We start from the raw sequence: 18,435 nt of genomic DNA, 5'->3' as shown, positions 1-18,435 counted from the left end.
TCAGGAAGTACACGTCACTGCCGTTGTGGTCGCCCACAACGGCAGTGATTATCTGCCCAGGACACTTTCAGCGCTGGCCGCACAAACCCGGCCGGCGGACACCGTAATCGGGGTGGATACCGGCTCACAGGACAATTCGGCTGACCTCCTGCAGCAGGCCATCGGCGACGCCAATGTCATAACCGTCAACGGCGGCAAGACGGGAATGGGCGCCGCCGTGCGGGCCGGTCTGGCCGCCCTGGCCCCGTGGAACCGGCGGGGCACGCAGGACCAGTCCGAATGGATCTGGCTGTTGCACGACGACGCGGCACCCGCCCCCGAGGCGCTGGCCGAACTCCTGCACGCCGTGGAGCGTGCCCCCTCCGTTACGGTCGCGGGCTGCAAGCAACTGGACTGGAACGCCAAACGGCGTCTCATCGACGTCGGGCTTTCCACCAGCCGCTGGGCAGAGCGGCTAACGCTGATCGAGGCGGACGAACTCGACCAGGGGCAGTACGACGGACGTTCCGACACCTTCGCCGTCAACTCCGCCGGAATGCTGGTTCGGCGGGACATCTGGGAACACCTCAAAGGGTTTGACCCCGCGCTTCCCGGCACGGGCGACGACGTCGACTTCTGCTGGCGGAACCGGCTGGCCGGGCATCGAGTGGTGGTGGTTCCCAGCGCAAGGATGTTCCACGTCTCCCACCGGCCGCACGCGCTTGGCACGGCCTCGGCCGCACGCCGCGCACAGGTCCACCTGCGGCTAAAGCACGCCCCGCTGTGGGCGCTGCCGCTGCACGCTGCCGGCGCCCTCTTCGGGAGCCTCCTCCGGCTGGTCTTCAGCATCGCCGTGAAGGATCCCGGCTACGGCTTTTCGCAGCTCCTGGCCACGGCTGCGGCTCTCGCCAGGCCGGCTGCCCTCGCCCGCGGGCGGCGCAACGCTGCCCGCACCCGCCGCGTGCGCCGGTCCGTGGTCAAAGCCCTGCAGACCGAACGGCGCGAAGTGTGGGGCCACCGGCGCTCCCTGATGGAGGCGCTTGGCGCGGACGACGCCCGGGCAGCCGAGGACAGCAACGATCCGCTGGAGGAACAGCCCAGCGGCGACTCGACGGACGACTTCGCGGCCCTGTCCACGAATGAACGGGGCTGGGTGGGCAACGGTGCCGCCGCCGCCGCGATCCTTGCCGCCGTATCGTCCTTCGCCGGCCTTGCCGGGCTTTTCCAGGCCGGCGCCGCTGCCGGCGGAGCGCTCCTGCCGGTCTCAGCCCGGCTGGAGGACATCTGGCACCACGCCTCCAGCTGGTGGATCGGACTGGGCGCCGGACTTCCGGGGCACGGCGACCCCTTCGGCTACGTCCTCTGGATCCTCGGCCTGCTGGGCGGAGGCAACGCCAACGGTGCCGTCATCTGGCTCCTTCTGCTGGCCATGCCGCTCTCCGGCCTGACTGCCTGGTTCGCCTCCGGTGCCCTGACCTCCTACCGCCGCTTCCGGTTGGCGGCTGCCCTGGTCTGGGCGGCGGCGCCCGCCCTGCAGGTGGCTGTCAACCAAGGGCGCGTCGGAGCCCTGCTGACGCACCTCATGATGCCTCTGCTGGTCCTCGCACTGCTGCGGGCCACCGGCTCCGCGATCGGGAGCGGCCGGTTTGCCCCCGTTCCGGCCGGAAGCCTCGCGGACCAGCCGCCAGCAAAGCCCGGCGTTAACGGCACACCGTCGTGGACGGCAGCCGCGGCCGCCGGGCTGGCCCTGGCGGTTATCACGGCCGCCGCCCCGTCGCTCCTGCTGCCGGCCGCCGTCGGCATCATCATCCTGAGCCTGGTGCTGGGGACACGCGGACGCACAATCTGGTGGGCGCTCCTGCCGAGCGCTGCAATGTTCGTGCCGTTTGCGCTGTCCACCCTCGACCGGCCCAGGGCATTGTTGGCCGACCCCGGACTGCCGCTGCCTTTCGAAGCTGCTCCAGTGTGGCAGCAGATCCTGGGCCAGCCGCTCAGTTTCGACACCGCCGGCGGTCTCGCCGGGCTGGCACTCTTTTCCGGCGGCTCCGTGCCCTGGGCGCTGCTGCTGGCCCTCCTGATCGGAGTTCCGCTGCTGGCCTTGGCCGTTGCAGCGCTCTTTGTTCCGCTCCGCGTCCACCCGGACCGCCGCGGGCGCGTCGCCAGGGCCCTCTGGGCAGCGGCGCTGCTCGCGCTGGCTGGCGGGTGGCTGGCAGCACACGTCGCCACCGGGGCCGGCACCCAGGCGCTCGTTGTGCCTTTCACCGGTCCGGCCGTGTCCGCGGCTGTGTTCGGATTGCTGGGGGCCGCCGTCGTCGGCGGTGACGGCCTGCTGGCGCTTGCCGCTTCCGGCCCGGGCACTGTGGGCCCGGGCACTGTAAACCCGGGCACTGTAAACCCGGGCACTGTGTCCCGTGGCGCGGGAGCGCGGCACGGCGCAGTGGCCCGCAGTGCCGCGGCGCTGGCGCTGGTGCTCCTGCTCGCCGGGCCGCTGGCCGGGCTGGCGGCCTGGACAGTGCAGAATGTCACGCAGCCAGCGGACTCCGTGGTCCACGCTGACACGGCAGACCTCGGGACGCCCCGGCTCGTGGGCCCGACGGACCCGCGGATGCTGCCCGCCACCGCGGTGGACCGCGGCGAGGGGCCGGAGCAGACCCGGACGCTGCTGATCAGCACCGGCGACGACGGAACGTACAGCGCCACCCTCATGCGCGGTGGCGGCACCACGCTGGACAGCCTGTCAACCATTGCGGCCGCCCGAAACATCAGGGGCAATCCCGGGCAGGAATCTGTCCGCGACGACGACGAAGTCACCGCGGCGCTGCGCACCAGCGTGGCCACCCTGGTGGCTGCCCGCGGGGTAGACCCGCGGCCAGAACTGGAGCGGCTCGGCGTCGGATTCGTCGTCCTGCGCGCCGCAGACACGGCAGCGCAGCTGACGGCCAGCCGGATGGACGCGGTCCCCGGGCTGACGGCCGTGGGGCCCACTGATTCGGGCTGGCTCTGGCGCGTGACCCCCCTTAATGGCGCGGTGCTGCAGCCGGCCGACGTCGCCCATCGCGTGCGCATCGTCGACACCAAAGGCGCCACGATCGGCCTGGTTCCGTCGGGTCTGACCGGCGCCGAAGCCTCGGTGCCCAAGGGGCCCGAGGGCCGGCTGCTGGTACTCGCCGAGCGGGCAGATCCCGGCTGGACCGCCTGGCTCGATGGCCGCAAACTGACCTCCACCACTTCCGGCTGGTCCCAGGCGTTCACACTGCCCCCGCAGGCCGGCCAGGTGACACTCCGCTACGAAAGCCCGTGGGCACTCTGGTCGGGCGTCCTGCAGGCCGCCGTCATTGGCCTGACCGTGCTGCTGGCGCTCCCGATGCCGGCCCGGCGCCCCAACACCGGCCTGTCCAGGGACGAAGGCTCCCTGCGTAAGGAATACCAGAATGCATGAGGAAGAGAACGACGGCGGGACTCCGGCGACGCAGGGCAGCGGAACGGCAGCCCGGGCTACTGGAGGCAACGCTTCCGGAACCCGCTCCGGCGGTGCCAGCCGCATCGCCGGCCGCCGCGGCATCGTGGCTGGGGTGCTTTCAGGTGTGGTGCTCCTCGCCGCCGGGGGAGGCGTTGTAGCGGCAACCACCCTGGCGCCTCAGCCGTCGTCGGCCAGGCCGCTCGATCCGGCGGAAGCGGCTGTGCCGGCCGGAAGCGTCCAGGACGTCTGCCCTGCCCCGGCGCGGCTCCTCGAAGGAACGCCGGTGGGGACCGACCCCCAGTTCAGCCCCGAATCCGCCACAGCCAAGAGCACCGTGTCCGCGGCGGTGGTCAGTTCGGCGGGCGGCAGTCTCCCCGGCAGTGCGCTCTCCGCGCTGAAGGGGTCCGAGCTGCAGCGGATCGCCAAGGCGCCCGCCTCGCCGACGGCTCCCGCCGGCTCCTCCGGAGTGATCGCCGGGGTGGTCGAGGAGGAACCCGTGGACGACGTCAGCGTGCTGTCCGCGGACGCCCTGGCCAACCGGCAGCCGGCGGCTGCAGCCCTTATGGCCTACACGGCCACGGACGGGGACCTGCAGGGTTCGGCGGCCGCCGCCTGCCAGGTGCCCTCGAACGACCTCTGGCTCAGCGGCGCCAACACCGCAGTGGGCCGCAGCAGCGTCATCAATCTCACGAACGCCTCCACCACCCCTGCAACGGTGAACCTTGAGCTTTACGGAAAGGCCGGCCAGGTCAAGGCCTCGGGCAGCCGCGGCCTGCTGGTGGGGCCGAAGTCGACGCGCTCAATCGTCCTGGCCGGTCTCGCGCCCGGTGAGGAACGGCTGAGCGTGCACGTCCGAAGCTCCGGCGGGCCCGTCAGTGCCTTCATCCAGCAGAGCGTGTTGCGTGGGCTGACCTCCGGCGGCGTGGATTTCATCGCACCCGGGATCTCCGCGGCTCCGTCCCAGGTGATGACAGGCATCGACATCCAAGATGCCGGGGACGTGAAGTCACTGACCGGCGAACCGGGTTTTGACGACGCCGGACCGTCGCTGCAGATCACCGTTCCCGGCCCGTCGGATGCCGTGGTGGAGGTCAAGCTGTTTGGCCGCGCCGGGCAGCAGGCCCTGCCAGGCGGGGGCGTCGTCACGGCCAAGGCCGGCACCGTCACCGAAGTGCCCCTTGCGGGCGTTCCTGCCGGCAAGTACACCGTCTCTGCCGCGTCCGACGTCAGCATCGTGGCCGCCGCGCGCGTAAGCCGGGGCCTGAAGTCCACCCAGAGCCTGGACTTCGCGTGGTCGCCGGCCACCGCCCAGCTTGGCAGCCAGCACATAGTCCCGCTTCCCCAGGGCGGGGAGCGGCAGCTGGTCTTCGGTGCCCTGGACGACAGGGCAACCATTTCCTACACCCCGATCACGGCCGACGGGAAACTCCGCACCGCGGCGACGGCGGACATCGCGGCCGGCACGACCACAACCCTCAAGGCAGCGGACAAGATCGGCAACTCGGCCGTCGTCGGATATGTGGTGTCCGCCTCCGGTGGAGCGGCCTACGGCACCGTGCTGCTGGAACGGGAGGGCAGGAACGATGTTTCCACCGTGGCCATCGCTCCGGGCGCCGAGGGCCAGGAAAAAGTACCGGTGACACTGGGCTACTAGCCGCGGACGTGCGGCGACTTGAACCCGGCCTAGTAGCGCCGGCGGTACACCGGGTCCAGTGTTTCCGGGGCGACGCCCAGCATTTCGGCGGTATGTTCCACCACCACGTCGTGCACCAGGTCCTGGAGTTCCTCCTTGACGGGGCAAGCCTGCTCAACCACGCGGCGGTACAGCGTGATGATGGGGCCCTCGTCCTCGGTGGCGGGGGTGTAGCAGCCCAGGGGAGCGGGCGAGCCGTCGGCCACCAGCTGTTCCAGGTTCGGCGGGATCTCGTCGACGGCGAACCGGACGCCGTCGAGCGGCTTGCCCCAGATGTCATGGAGCCGCTGGGCGGAGTCCATGACGAGTTCATCAAACCGGTCCGAGCGGCTTCGGTAGCCGGGGAGCGTGGGCAGCAGCAGTTCGCCCCGGAGGCCGCGGCCGTGCCGGTTGCGCCGGCGCTGGGTGAAGCTCCGGCCAGCGGGGACCCCGGTGGCGCCCCCGGATGTTTCCGGGTCAGCCAACCGGACCGTGAAACCCGAAGCATGGTGCGATGACTGCATATACAGACTTTAGACCCGCCGAATGATTTGCGCGACATAACCGGACCGGAGCCGCGCTGCCGTGGCGCGGGCCGTCCGTCAATGTCGGGAAATCTGCCCGGGGCAGAGTATTCTGTGTTTTCGTGGGTGCAATACGTCAGTGTTCCAGGTCAGCCTGCCGCCAGTCTGCGGTGGCAACTCTGACGTACGTCTACGCGGACTCGACGGCCGTCCTCGGCCCGCTGGCAACCTACGCGGAGCCGCACTGCTACGACCTTTGCGAGCAGCATGCCGGTTCGCTGACCGTCCCGCGCGGCTGGGAAGTGCTCCGCCTCGCCATGCCCTCGCAGCCGCCCCAGCCCGGTCCTGACGACCTTCTCGCCCTGGCCGACGCCGTCCGTGAGGCAGCGTCCCGCCCGGCGTCCCCGGCCCCGGGCCAGCGCGCCGCGCACTCGGCGCTGGAGGCACCCGCCGCAACCGAAGGCACCCGCCGCGGCCACCTGCGCATCCTGCGCGAACCGTCCTAATTCTGCACAAAACTTCCTCATACCGAACTGGCGGTAGGCTGGAAGCTGAAATCCGTCAGCCACAGCGCTTGTGCCCAGCAGGGAGCATCCACCATGCCAAAGATCAGTCCTGAACTGTTGTCCGTTCTGCGGTGCCCGGTCACCGGATCGGCTCTGACCCAGGAGGGCGAGGAACTCGTTTCAACCTCGGCGGCGGAGGACGGCGAACGGCTGCGGTACGCCATCGAAGACGGCATTCCGCTGCTGCTTCCCCCGGAACTCCGCGCCGCAGCCTCGGCCGCCCGGTCGGACCAGCACGACGCCGGCCCCGCAGCGGCCGCCCCCACCGCCTAACACCCAGCCAGCACCGCAGAAGGCTAGACGCCGGACACAGCAAAGGATTCCCATGACGTTCGATTACAAGGTTGCCGACATCTCCCTGGCCGAGGCCGGGCGCCACCAGATTCGCCTCGCCGAGCACGAGATGCCGGGGCTGATGTCGCTGCGCCGGGAATTCGGACCCAGCCAGCCCCTCAAGGGCGCCCGGATCGCCGGGTCGCTGCACATGACCGTACAGACCGCCGTGCTCATCGAGACCCTCACCGCACTCGGCGCCGAGGTCCGTTGGGCCTCCTGCAATATCTTCTCCACCCAGGACGAGGCCGCCGCCGCAGTGGTGGTGGGCACCGGCACCGTGGAGAACCCGCAGGGCGTTCCCGTGTTCGCCTGGAAGGGCGAAACGCTGGAGGAATACTGGTGGACCGCTGAGCAGATCCTCACCTGGCCCGGCGCCGACGCGAACCCTGAGCTCGGCCCGAACATGATTCTCGACGACGGCGGCGACGCCACGCTGCTGCTGCACCGCGGCGTGGAGTTCGAGGCAGCAGGGGCCGTTCCGGCCGCCGCGGCCAACGACCCCGAGGAATACGGGATCGTCCTTGACGTGCTGCGCCGGACGCTGGCCGAGGACCCGAAGAAGTGGACCCGGCTCGCCGCCGGCATCCACGGCGTCAGCGAGGAAACCACCACGGGCGTGCACCGCCTCTACCAGCTCGCCGAACAGGGCAAGCTGCTCTTCCCGGCGATCAACGTCAACGACTCCGTGACGAAAAGCAAGTTCGACAACAAGTACGGCATCCGGCACTCGCTGCCGGACGGCCTCAACCGGGCCACCGATGTCCTCATCGGCGGCAAGGTCGCCGTCGTCTGCGGCTACGGCGACGTCGGCAAGGGTGCCGCCGAGGCGCTCCGCGGCCAGGGCGCCCGCGTTATCGTCACCGAGATCGATCCCATCTGTGCGCTTCAGGCAGCCATGGACGGCTACCAGGTGGCCAAGCTGGAAAGCGTGCTGGACCAAGGCGACATCTTCATCACGACCACGGGCAACAAGGACGTCATCATGGCCGAGCACATGGCCGGCATGAAGAACAAGGCCATCGTGGGCAACATCGGGCACTTCGACAACGAAATCGACATGGCAGGCCTCGGCCGGATCCCCGGCATCCGGAAGGTCGAGATCAAGCCCCAGGTCCACGAATGGGTCTTCGGCGGCGACTCCGCGGACAGCACCCGGTCCATCATCGTCCTGTCCGAAGGGCGGCTGCTGAACCTGGGCAACGCCACCGGCCACCCGTCGTTCGTCATGAGCAACTCCTTCGCCAACCAGACCATCGCGCAGATCGAGCTGTTCACCAAGAAGGACCAGCCCGAAGGCGAGCGGGAATACGAGAACCAGGTCTACGTGCTGCCCAAGATCCTGGACGAGAAGGTGGCACGCCTGCACCTCGATGCCTTGGGTGTTGAGCTGACCGAACTGTCCAAGGACCAGGCCGACTACCTGGACGTGGACGTGGCCGGCCCGTACAAGCCGCAGCACTACCGCTACTAGCCGCAGACCCTAACCCGGTACCCCGGCACGCCGTGGAACTCCACGGCGGCCGGGGTTAGCTCCGCCGTGCGATAAAATTGGCTGGTCAGCGCTACCGCTGGGCACACGACGGATGCCGATCGGCAACCCGGTGGGACACGGAGAAACCAGTCATGACGGAAAAGAACAACCGGAAAACCGGCAAAATCATCGCCGTCGTTGCCATTTGCGCTGCCGTTGCCGCCGGCGGCATCGGCGTAGCCACCGCGCCTGGCTGGGCCAATCCCGCACCGCAATCCGAGGCTTCCAGCCCCGTCCGCAACGAACCGGGCCTGGCCACCCCCGTGGTCAAGGCCGTCGAACTGGGCGTGACACCGCTCGACGGCGCCAAGGGCGTCAACCCCGCGGTGGCGCCCTCCGTCAAGGCGGTCAACGGCCGCGTCCAGGACGTCGTGCTGGTCCCGGCCGCCGGGGGAGAGTCCGTCAAGGGCACTGTGAGCGCCGACGGCAGCACGTGGACGGCCGTGGACCCGCTGCTCTTCAACACGCCGTACAAGTACAGCTACACCATCGTGGACGAGGCGGGCCGGGAAACCAAAAAGGTCCAGACCTTCACCACCGTGGAGCCCGCCAATGAAGCGGACGCCGCCGTGTACCCGGAGAACGGCTCCACGGTTGGCGCAGGACAGCCCATCGACATCGTCTTCAGCGAACCCGTCATCAACAAGGCGGCGGTTGAAAAGGCCGTCAAGATCACTGTCTCCTCCAAGCAGCCCGTCGCCTGGCACTGGTACTCGGATCAGAAGGTGCGCATCCGCCCCGAGAAGTTCTGGGCGTCCAACACCCAGGTCACCGTGGACATGAAGCTGTTCGGGGTGGACTTCGGTCAGGGCATGATCGGCAACTTCAACGCCAAAGTGCAGTTCACGGTGGGCCAGCAGCGCTTGGCAGTGGTGGATGACAACACCAAAACCATGAAGGTTTACTTCGACGGCAAGCTGGTGAGGACCGCGCCCGTCACCCTGGGCGGCTCGGACTGGCTTTCCCCGTCCGGCTACGCCGTGATCATGGAGCAGGAACGGCATTCCAAGTTCAACGCTGGCAGCATCGGCCTGAAGCCCGGCGACAAGGGCTACTACCCGCCGCTGACCGTGGAGTACGCCAACAGGCTCACGTCCTCCGGCGTCTATGTCCACCAGGCACTCGAATCGGCATGGGGCTATGTGGGCGTATCCAACGTCTCCCACGGCTGTGTCGGGCTGCTGCCCGTGGACGCAGCCTGGTTCTTCAACAACATGAAGTCCGGCGACGTCGTCCAGGTCCTGAATACGGGCGCCGCCCCCGTCGAGCCGCTCGAGGGCTACGGCGACTGGAACATTCCCTGGGCCCAATACGCGAAGCGGTAAACCCCCAGCACGCGAAGCGGTAGAGACAGTACTAGCTGTCCCGGGCCGCCGTGAACGGGAGCCGGTGCAGCCGTTCCGCGATCCGGTTGCTTTCCCTGCGTGCCGCGCCCAGCCTGCGGAGTTCGCGTGTGCGGCGTTCGGCCAGCACGGCAGCCAGGTAGTCGTCGGGAGTGGTTCCCGGTGGCGGTGACGGTGCCACATATCCGGACATCTCGGTGGCGAGGGCTGCGGCCATGCCGCTGCGCGACAGGGGCGACATCCGTGGCGCCTGGCGCATGAATTGCGCGGCACGCCGTCCCAGGGCGTCCGGAATCCGGCCGATGTCCGCGGCTTCCGCCCAGGCGGCGAGGTGCCTCGGAGCCACGGGGACGATTGCGGGTTCCACCGGGACCCGGCGCCGCAGCGAATAGGTACCGGCCACGATGTCCCCGAGCCGGCGGGACCTGCTGTCGAAGAGCGCGACGGTGATGGCAACGCCGCCGAAGGTCTGGTAGATCTCCAGGAAGCCGATCAGCGCCCTGATGACCGCATGGCGGAAACGGATGGCCCCGCCGTCGTCACGCACTATCCGCAGCCCGGCCGCCAGTTTGCCCAGCGAGAGGCCGCGGGTCAGGGTCTCCACCGCTGCCGGGACAATGACGAAGCACAACACCACGCTGACCAGGGTGAGCGCCCCGGCGGCCGCCTCGTCCAGTTCATCCCGGGCGGCGCCCATTGCCATCAGGATGGCGATCAGCAGCGCGGAATGCACCACGACGTCGAGAATAAGACCGAGGGAGCGGGCAGCGAAGGACGCCGGTCGGAGCTCAAGGACGACTGCCTCGCCTGTGATGAGTGGACTCAATTCCTGCCCCGTACGTCGTTCCGGCCACCGGTCGCCTAAAGTCTAGTTCTCCGCAGGCTAGGGTAGGAGCGTGGACATGGACGCCTTCGCCGCCGTCAACTCGGACACATGGTCGCGGCTGCATCACCTTGCGAACAAGCGGCGCCTGAGCGGTGCCGACGCCGATGAACTGCTGCGCCTGTACCAGGTGACCTCCGCCCACCTCTCCCTGCTGCGTTCCACCGGGCCGGAAAGCGGCCTGTCAGCGTCGCTGTCCGCCACGCTGGCGCAGGCGCGCACCCGCTTCACCGGCGTGCGGTCGAACTTCATGGAAGACCTGGCGCAGTTCTTCGTGCTGTCCCTTCCGGCCGCTCTGTACCGGATCCGCTGGCTGACGGTGGCCTGCGGCGCCGCGTTCTGCCTTGTCGGCTGCGCTTTCGCACTGTGGATTGGCACTTCACCCGAGGCCCTGCGTGCTGTCGCCTCGGAAGCGGAAGTCCAGCGGTATGTCGAGGAGGACTTCATTGACTACTACTCGGAGAACCCTGCGGCGTCGTTTGCCGGCGCCGTCTGGACCAACAACGCCTGGATCAGCGCCCAGGCCGTCGCCCTGGGCATCACCGGTTTCTGGGTGCCCATGATCCTGTTCGCCAACGCACAGGGTGTGGGGGTGGCCGCGGGGATGTTTGCCGCGGTTGGGAAGACTGACGTGTTTTTCAGCTACATCCTGCCGCACGGCCTGATGGAGCTGACGGCGGTATTCGTGGCCTGCGCGGCCGGGCTGAGAATCTTTTGGGCGATGGTGTCGCCAGGCACCCGGACCCGCTCGCGCGCCGTTGCAGCAGAGGGCCGGTCCATGATCACGGTGGCGCTGGGCCTCGTTTTGGTGCTGTTTGTGTCGGGCCTCGTGGAGGGCTTTGTTACGCCCAGTACCTTGCCGGTGTGGGCAAAGATCAGTATCGGCGCGGCTGTGCTGGCGGCATACTGGTTATATGTGCTGGTCTGCGGGGGACGGGCCTACCGCGCCGGCGCCCGCGGCGACCTGGGCAGCCAGGACGCCGGCTACACCGAAGTCGCGGCCTGATTCTTACCGCCAGCCGAATATTCGACGCAGGCGGCGGGGTGGCACATCGCGGTGCCGGAGCGGCTGACGGTAGGCTCTTGGGGAGATACAAAGCGCTGCCTGGCCCGGCCTTGCCGGTGGCCATGGAGCGTGGACGCCTACGGAAGTGAAGCTGCAGTGAAAGACAATACTCCGACACCGTCCGGACGCCTTGATCCGCGGCTGGATCCGGCGGCGAACCCCGCTCCGGCTCCCGCGGAGGACACCGACGAGCCGGCGTTTGAATGGATGAAGCCCGCGCCTGCAGCCCGTGCCGCCGAGGGGGAGGGCGCCACCGGTCCTGCACGTTCCGCGTCCGGCTCCGCAGATCCCGCTGTCGGACAGCCGGAAAGCCGTGCCGACCGCAAGGCTGCCGAGGCGGCCGCGGCCGAGAGTGCCGAAACTGACCGGAGCGCGGCGGCAGGCCAGCCGTCCCGGTCCGATGCTCCGTCCTCGGTCCGTTCCTCCTCCTCCATGGGCACCCACTACAGTGAGCCGCTCCCCACATCCGCCCTGCAGGTGCGCCCGCCGCAGGAGGAAGTGGAGCGCCGCAACGCCGAGCGCGAGCAGGCAGCCCGCGCCAAGCCGGTGCTGCCGCGGTTCCTCCAGGTCCTGCTGGCCATTTTCTATCCGGTGATCCTTTTGGTCCTTGCCGTGCGCGCCGTGACCAGCCCGCTCTTCCTGTGGGCCGAGTACCACCGGCCCGGTTTCCCCGGGGACGGCTACGGCTTCAACGCGGACGACCGCATGACCTACGGCTCCTACGCCGTGGACTACCTGAGCAACTGGTCCGGTCCGCGCTACCTGGGCGAACTGGTTAACCGCAGCGGCGAAAAGCTGTTTAAGGACGGCGAGGTCAGCCACATGGCCGACGTGAAGCTCGTCTTCCTGTCCGCCTTCGGGGCCGGGGCACTGATGATCCTGATCAGCATCATCGCGATCATCTACCTACGGCGGCGCACGCCCGGCGGAGTGCGCCGGGGGCTGTTCGCCGGCTCCATCGTGACGCTGGTGCTCATCATCGGCCTGGGCACGCTCGCTGCCCTCGGCTGGCAGCAGTTCTTTACCGAGTTCCACCGCATCTTCTTCGCCGCCGGCTCCTGGACGTTTGCGCTGGAGGATACGCTCATCCGGCTCTTCCCCGGGCAGTTCTGGATCGACGCCGGACTGGTCATCGCCGCGCTTGTCCTGATTACCGCTGTGGTGACGTTGATTCTGACCTGGCCCACCCGCAGGCGCCGCGGCCTGGCACCGGCACGGAAGGGCCGCAAGGGTGACGGCCCGGATGGCAACGACGTGAACGACGACGCTCCGGAGGCAGGCACCGTACGGCCCGTGAACCTGTAGCGGCTTCCGGGCAGATCAGTCTGCTCAGCCGTACAGCCGCTCGATTTCCGCTGCAAAGTCCTTGACGACGGCGGCCCTCTTGAGTTTGAGGGAGGGCGTCAGGTGCCCGGACTCCACGGTGAAGGCTGCGTCCAGGACCTGGAACTTGCGGATGGATTCGGCCTTGGACACGAGGCTGTTGGCCTGGTCCACCGCTTCCTGGATGGCACTGCGTACCGCGGGGTCCGTGCAGGCTTCCGCGGGGCTGAGCGGCGGAATGCCACGCCCGGTGCACCAGTGCCTGAGGCCTTCGGCGTCGAGGTTGACCAGGGCAGAAATGAACGGCTTCCCGTCACCCACCAGCACGGCGTGGCCCACCAGCCGGTGTTCGCGGATCTTTTCCTCAAGCGGCCCGGGTGCCACGTTTTTGCCGGCAGCCGTGACCAGCAGGTCCTTCTTACGGCCGGTGATGGTGAGGAACCCGTCGGCGTCCAGGGAGCCCAGGTCCCCGGTGCGGAAAAAGCCGTCGGTGAACGCCTCGGCGTTAGCCGCCTCGTTCGCGTGGTAGCCCTTGAATACGCCGATGCCGCTGACCAGGACCTCCCCGTCCTCGGCGATGCGGATGGTGGTGCCCGGCGCCGGGATACCCACCGTGCCCACCCGGGTGAGGCCGGCGGTGTTCGCCGTGCAGGGCGCGGTCGTCTCCGTCAGGCCGTAGCCTTCGAGCACGGCGACCCCGGCGCCATTGAAGAAGTGCGCATCGCGCGCATTGAGCGGGCTCGCGCCGGAAACGGCGTACTTCATGTTGCCGCCGAACACCTGGCGCAGCCGGGGATACACAAGGCGGTCGAACACTGCGTGCTGGGCCCGGAGCATTGCGCCCGGGCCGCTGCCCTCGCCACGCGCGGCGGCATCAAGCGCCTGCGAGTAGCGGACGGCCACCCCCGCGGCGGCACTGAACAGCCGCGACTTCCCGGCATCCTTCGCCTTCTGTTCCGCTCCGGCGCGGATCTTCTCGAAGATGCGGGGCACAGCGAGCAGGAAGGTCGGCTTGAAGGTTCCCAGGTCATCAAGCAGCTGTGCGTTTCCCGAAGTGTGGCCGAGAGTGACACCGGCGGTGAGGCACACCACCTGGACGGCCCTGGCCAGCACATGGGCCAACGGCAGGAACATCAGGGTCCTGGCGTTCTCCTGCTGCAGCAGTTCGGGCAGGAAGGCCACGATGTTCCGGGCCACGAGGGCGAAATTTCCATGCGTGATCTCGCAGCCTTTTGGCCTGCCGGTGGTTCCGGAGGTATAGACGAGGGACGCAACATCCGACAACGCCGCTGCCGAGCGGTGCCGCTCCAGTTCGGCGTCTGACACCCCGGCCCCCGCGCCGGCGAGGCTGGCAAAGTTGGGGGCGTCGCCGTCGTAATCCATCCGGACCACCGGCACCAGGCGGCCGGCCAGGACGCTGGAGGCGGACAGGACCTGCTCCAGCAGCGCCGCCTTCTGCCGGTCCTCAACGAAGACCCGCCCGGCGCCCGAGTCAGACAGGATCCACTCCACCTGGCTTGCCGAGGAGGTTTCGTAGATGGGCACGGTCACGCCGCCGGCAAACCAGATGGCGAAATCCACCAGTGTCCACTCGTAGCGGGTGGCAGAAAGGACCGCAACGGTGTCCCCGGGGGCCAGGCCACCGGCAATGAGGCCTTTGGCCAGTGCCGTGACCTGGTCCAGGAAGTGCCCGGCGGTGACGTTCTGCCAGCCGCTGGCGTCCCGGCGGGCGTAGACGGCGTGCGAAGGATTGTGCCGGTAGCAGTCCAGGAGCAGGTCGGTGACGTTGCTGCTGTCCTCCAGGGCAACCATCAGTTCCGTGCTTGCTTCCCTCACAGGCGGGTCTCCATTTCGTTGCTGATCACGTCGGGTCTCCACCTGCAATCGTGCCTCAGATCCAGGAGGGCATCCACATCCTGAGCCGCCAGTCCTGGTAGGTGATCATTTCGGCGGTCCAGACCGGGTAGAAGAAGGACGAGATCAGGACCGCGGCCACCACGAACAGGGCCACCCCGTACAGCCCGGAACGCCGCCGCCACGGCGGGTCGCTGGTTTTCCCCAGGACCAGGCCCAGGCAGTAGACGAGCGCCAGGACCAGGAAGGGCTCGAAGGACACCGCGTAGAAGAAGAACATGGTGCGTTCCGGGTACATGAACCACGGCAGGTAGCCGGAGCCGACGGCGGCCAGTATGGCCCCGGCGCGCCAGTCGCGCCTGCCCGCCCACCAGAACAAAAGGATCACCAGCGAGATGGCGGCGCTCCACCAGATCAGCGGGTTTCCGACGGACAGGATGGCCGTGGTGCAGTTGGCAAAATCGCAGCCGGGGGTGCCCTGTTTGGGGGACTCGTAGAAGAACGAGGTGGGCCTGCCCATCACCAGCCAGCTCCAGGCGCTCGCCTCGTACGGGTGTTCCGAGCTGAGGCCCTGGTGGAACTTGTAGGCCTCAAGGTGGTAGTGCGCCAGGGACCGGACAGAGTCCGGCAGCCAGCCCCATTCCGCGCTGGGGTTTGTCTCCGCCCACCGCCGGTAGTAGGCATCGGTGGACCGGAACCATCCCGTCCAGCTGACGGCGTACGTCACGGCGGCCACGGGCACGGTGCTGAGGAAGGCCAGGAGCCCGTCCTTGATGATTCCGGCGCTGACCCAGCCGCGGATGCCGGCGATCCGGCGGGCGCTGAGGTCCCAGAACACCGTCAGGAGCCCGAAGCCGGCCAGGAAAAACAGCGCCGACCACTTGGTGCCGACGGCCAGGCCCAGGCAGACGCCCGCCGCAACCCGCCACCAGCGGACCCCCAGCCACGGGCCGGACAGGAGCTGGAGCGCTGATGGCCTGCCGGTGGGGGAGGCAGCCGCCGCCCTGCCGAGCCTGGCGGCCAGCCGGCGCCGGCCGTCGTCGCGGTCGAGCAGCAGCGCGCCGAATGCCGCCAGGACCCAGAACATGAGGAAGATGTCCAGCAGCGATGTTCGGGACATGACGAGGTGGTGGCCGTCGACGGCGAGCAGCAGCCCGGCTGCTGCCCCCAGGATCAGGGAGCCGAAGAGTTTCTGGGCTATCAGCGCAACGAGGGCGACCGACAGGGTCCCGGTCAGTGCCGCGGCGAACCGCCAGCCGAAGGGATTGTCAGCGCCGAACAGCCACATGCCGGCCGCGATCATCCACTTGCCCACGGGCGGGTGCACCACGTATTCGGGGGTGTTCAGCAGCACGTTGGGGTTGCCGGCCACGAATGCGTCGTTGGCCTTGTCAGGCCAGCTCCGCTCGTAGCCGCTCACCAGCAGCGAGTAGCCGTCCTTGACGTAGTACGTCTCGTCGAACACGAGGTTGCGGGGGACATCCAGCCGGACGAACCTCAGGATCCCGCCCACAACGGCGGTCAGCGCGGGAACCAGCCAGAACCAGAGCCGGAGCGACGGCGGGTAGTCCCGCCAGGTGCGGATGCCGCCGATCAGGCGCCGCGTGAGGGCGGCTGCCGTGAAGGCCTCCGAGGGGCGGCTGATCCAGCGCTGCACGTGCGGGCCGCGGCCTTCCGTGGCGGGTGCGGAAGCCGGGGTACTTGCTGGTTCGGCCCCGTCAGGCCGCACGGAGGTCTGTGTCACGAGCCCATGCTACCGTTTGCGGCTGCTTGGAACCTGGGAGAGGCGAGCAGGCCAGGCGGCAGTAGGCTGGATCCGTGGACCATGATGCGAGCACCGCCCCTGACAGCAGTTCCGACCCTTCCAGCAGTGCAGAACCGGCAGACACCGCCGGCGGAAGGGCGCAGGACCTCCGCAGCGGCGGTCCGGGACGGATCGTCCTGGCGGCAACACCCATCGGCAATGTGGGCGACGCTTCAGCAAGGCTGGTGGAGCTGCTGGCCACGGCGGATATTGTGGCTGCCGAGGACACCCGCCGCCTGCACCGCCTGGTGCAGAGCCTGGACGTCGCCGTGAGCGGGCGGATCATCAGCTACCACGAGCACAACGAGGCCACCAAGACCGCGGAGCTCCTGGAGCAGGTCCGCGCCGGGAAAACCCTTGTCATGGTCACCGACGCCGGCATGCCCGCTGTCTCCGACCCCGGCTTCCGGCTCGTCGAAGGCGCGGTCGCCGCCGGCCTTACGGTCACGGCCGTCCCCGGCCCGTCGGCTGTCCTCACCGCCCTGGCCCTGTCCGGCCTGCCCACCGACAGGTTCTGTTTCGAAGGCTTCCTCCCGCGGAAGGCCGGCGAACGCGCCGCCCGTCTGGCGGATCTCGACGCCGAACGCCGCACCATGGTCTTCTTTGAGGCCCCGCACCGGCTTGAGGCCATGCTGCGGGCACTGCACGAGCGCTTCGGCCCGGACCGGCGCGCGGCGGTCTGCCGCGAACTCACCAAGACCTACGAGGAAGTCCTCCGCGGCTCGCTCCGCGAGATGCTGCAATGGGCGGAGACCAGCGAGGTGCGCGGCGAGATCGCCGTCGTGGTGGCCGGCGCCCCGGAGCGTGCCCCTGGCTCGCCGGAAGATGGCGTCGCCGCCGTCAACGAACTCGTGGCCAAGGGCGTCCGGCTCAAGGAAGCCGTGGCGGCCGTCGCCGAGGAAACCCGCGTCAGCAAGCGGGAGCTGTACTCCGCCGTGCTCGCGGCGCGGTGACCTCCCCGATCCGGTGACCCCGCCGCAACGGTGCGCTTCCAGCCGCCGGCGGCACTGCCGGGGCGGCTGTGCAGCTGCACAACGAATGGCGCCACTGGCAGTGCGCCGATGCGTAGACACTGCGGAGATCCCGGCAGTACCGTGGCTTTAATCCAGCCAAGCTAGCAGCGGGCGGCAGGCGGCGGCACGCCGTATGCGGGAGCTGCACATAACCGGCAATCCGATTGCTGACGAGGGAGTCACCGTGTCTGTTACTACACAGTCCACTGCTACCGCAGAACGCGAAAGCGAATTGCTCGCGTCTGTTCCCACCGGCCTGCTCATCAACGGCGAGTGGCGTCCCGCGGCGTCGGGCAAGACGTTCGACGTCGAGGATCCCGCTACCGGGAAGACACTGCTGAGCATCGCCGACGCCGGCGCTGAGGACGGCGCTGCTGCCCTGGACGCGGCCGCCGCTGCCCAGGAGTCCTGGGCCAAGGTGCCGCCGCGGGAGCGCGGCGAGATCCTGCGCCGCGCCTTTGAACTGGTCACCGAGCGCGCCGAGGACTTCGCGCTGCTGATGACCCTGGAAATGGGCAAACCGCTGGCCGAGGCACGCGGCGAGGTCACCTATGGCGCCGAGTTCCTGCGCTGGTTCTCCGAGGAAGCCGTCCGTGCTTTCGGCCGCTACTCTGTCTCCCCGGATGGCAAGTCCCGCCTCTTGGTGACCAAGAAGCCCGTGGGCCCGTGCCTGCTGATCACGCCGTGGAACTTCCCGCTGGCCATGGCCACCCGCAAGATCGCCCCCGCCGTCGCGGCCGGCTGCACGATGGTGCTGAAGTCCGCCAACCTGACCCCGCTGACCTCGCAGCTGTTCGCTGCCGTGATGCAGGAAGCCGGACTGCCCGCCGGCGTCCTGAACGTCATCCCCACGTCCACGGCCGGCGCCACCACCGGCCCGCTGATCAAGGACTCCCGTCTCCGGAAGCTCTCCTTCACCGGGTCCACCGAGGTGGGCCGCCGCCTGCTGTCCGACGCCTCCGAAACCGTCCTGCGGACCTCGATGGAGCTGGGCGGCAACGCCCCGTTCGTGGTGTTTGAGGATGCCGACGTCGATGCCGCCGTCGCCGGGGCCATGCTGGCCAAGCTGCGGAACATGGGT

14 protein-coding genes are annotated in these 18,435 nt (G+C 68.7%); 10 read left to right on the top strand and 4 right to left on the bottom strand.

What is annotated here, in order from left to right:
- Window positions 1-25: 25 nt before the first annotated feature.
- Window positions 26-3,418, top strand: a complete 3,393-nt coding sequence (locus ARGLB_RS01240; protein WP_003797971.1) for a glycosyltransferase family 2 protein — start codon at window positions 26-28, stop codon at window positions 3,416-3,418.
- Window positions 3,411-5,093 carry a DUF5719 family protein gene (locus ARGLB_RS01235; protein ID WP_003797969.1) on the top strand — a complete coding sequence of 561 codons (1,683 nt, stop codon included), beginning with the start codon at window positions 3,411-3,413 and terminating at the stop codon, window positions 5,091-5,093. Before ARGLB_RS01240 ends, ARGLB_RS01235 begins: the two co-directional genes overlap by 8 nt.
- Window positions 5,094-5,122: 29 nt before the next feature.
- Here ARGLB_RS01235 and ARGLB_RS01230 read toward each other — a convergent pair whose 3' ends face one another.
- On the bottom strand, window positions 5,123-5,635 hold the full coding sequence (locus ARGLB_RS01230) for a metallopeptidase family protein (protein WP_003797966.1): 513 nt from the start codon (window positions 5,633-5,635) through the stop codon (window positions 5,123-5,125).
- Between the two features lie 122 nt (window positions 5,636-5,757).
- Here ARGLB_RS01230 and ARGLB_RS01225 point away from each other — a divergent pair, with 122 nt between their 5' ends.
- The 4 genes from ARGLB_RS01225 (at window position 5,758) to ARGLB_RS01210 (ending at window position 9,393) form a co-directional block, all read left to right on the top strand.
- Complete coding sequence (locus ARGLB_RS01225; protein WP_043417629.1) at window positions 5,758-6,141, top strand: DUF3499 domain-containing protein; 384 nt, start codon at window positions 5,758-5,760, stop codon at window positions 6,139-6,141.
- 93 nt (window positions 6,142-6,234) lie between these two features.
- On the top strand, window positions 6,235-6,474 hold the full coding sequence (locus tag ARGLB_RS01220; protein WP_003797962.1) for a Trm112 family protein: 240 nt from the start codon (window positions 6,235-6,237) through the stop codon (window positions 6,472-6,474).
- Between the two features lie 52 nt (window positions 6,475-6,526).
- Complete coding sequence (gene ahcY / locus ARGLB_RS01215; RefSeq protein ID WP_003797960.1) at window positions 6,527-8,008, top strand: adenosylhomocysteinase; 1,482 nt, start codon at window positions 6,527-6,529, stop codon at window positions 8,006-8,008.
- A 152-nt stretch (window positions 8,009-8,160) separates the two neighbouring features.
- Window positions 8,161-9,393 (top strand): L,D-transpeptidase, encoded by a 1,233-nt coding sequence (locus ARGLB_RS01210; RefSeq protein ID WP_003797958.1) that lies wholly within the window; start codon window positions 8,161-8,163, stop codon window positions 9,391-9,393.
- A 31-nt stretch (window positions 9,394-9,424) separates the two neighbouring features.
- Here the strand turns inward: ARGLB_RS01210 and ARGLB_RS01205 are convergent, their stop codons facing one another.
- A complete protein-coding gene (locus ARGLB_RS01205; protein WP_003797956.1) occupies window positions 9,425-10,237 on the bottom strand; it encodes an RDD family protein in 813 nt (270 codons plus the stop codon).
- Between the two features lie 70 nt (window positions 10,238-10,307).
- On the opposite strand from ARGLB_RS01205, the gene ARGLB_RS01200 reads away from it, so the two are divergent.
- Window positions 10,308-11,300, top strand: a complete 993-nt coding sequence (locus ARGLB_RS01200; protein ID WP_217491523.1) for a stage II sporulation protein M — start codon at window positions 10,308-10,310, stop codon at window positions 11,298-11,300.
- A gap of 156 nt (window positions 11,301-11,456) precedes the next feature.
- Window positions 11,457-12,665: a TIGR01906 family membrane protein gene (locus tag ARGLB_RS01195; RefSeq protein ID WP_003797951.1), complete on the top strand. Its 1,209-nt coding sequence runs from the start codon at window positions 11,457-11,459 to the stop codon at window positions 12,663-12,665.
- Window positions 12,666-12,689: 24 nt separating this feature from the next.
- On the opposite strand, the gene ARGLB_RS01190 is transcribed toward ARGLB_RS01195, so the two are convergent.
- A complete protein-coding gene (locus ARGLB_RS01190) occupies window positions 12,690-14,519 on the bottom strand; it encodes an AMP-dependent synthetase/ligase (protein WP_003797948.1) in 1,830 nt (609 codons plus the stop codon).
- Between the two features lie 55 nt (window positions 14,520-14,574).
- Window positions 14,575-16,281 (bottom strand): dolichyl-phosphate-mannose--protein mannosyltransferase, encoded by a 1,707-nt coding sequence (locus ARGLB_RS01185; RefSeq protein ID WP_003797947.1) that lies wholly within the window; start codon window positions 16,279-16,281, stop codon window positions 14,575-14,577.
- A gap of 74 nt (window positions 16,282-16,355) precedes the next feature.
- Here ARGLB_RS01185 and rsmI point away from each other — a divergent pair, with 74 nt between their 5' ends.
- Window positions 16,356-17,294: a 16S rRNA (cytidine(1402)-2'-O)-methyltransferase gene (gene rsmI / locus ARGLB_RS01180; RefSeq protein ID WP_003797945.1), complete on the top strand. Its 939-nt coding sequence runs from the start codon at window positions 16,356-16,358 to the stop codon at window positions 17,292-17,294.
- Window positions 17,295-17,487: 193 nt separating this feature from the next.
- Window positions 17,488-18,435 (top strand): aldehyde dehydrogenase family protein (locus ARGLB_RS01175; RefSeq protein ID WP_003797944.1); only part of this gene is annotated, 948 nt, incomplete at its 3' end.

Origin of the sequence: Arthrobacter globiformis NBRC 12137, from assembly GCF_000238915.1 — a bacterium.
GTDB lineage: Bacteria > Actinomycetota > Actinomycetes > Actinomycetales > Micrococcaceae > Arthrobacter > Arthrobacter globiformis.
Note: the sequence above shows the minus strand (reverse complement) of the source record. Positions and strands in the feature narration are given on the sequence as shown.

Bases quoted from the DNA above. Each gene is read 5' to 3' on its own strand.
- ARGLB_RS01235 (WP_003797969.1), top strand. From the start codon at position 3,411: ATGCATGAGGAAGAGAACGACGGCGGGACTCCGGCGACGCAGGGCAGC.
- ARGLB_RS01230 (WP_003797966.1), bottom strand. From the start codon at position 5,635: ATGCAGTCATCGCACCATGCTTCGGGTTTCACGGTCCGGTTGGCTGAC.
- ARGLB_RS01220 (WP_003797962.1), top strand. From the start codon at position 6,235: ATGCCAAAGATCAGTCCTGAACTGTTGTCCGTTCTGCGGTGCCCGGTC.
- ahcY (WP_003797960.1), top strand. From the start codon at position 6,527: ATGACGTTCGATTACAAGGTTGCCGACATCTCCCTGGCCGAGGCCGGG.
- ARGLB_RS01210 (WP_003797958.1), top strand. From the start codon at position 8,161: ATGACGGAAAAGAACAACCGGAAAACCGGCAAAATCATCGCCGTCGTT.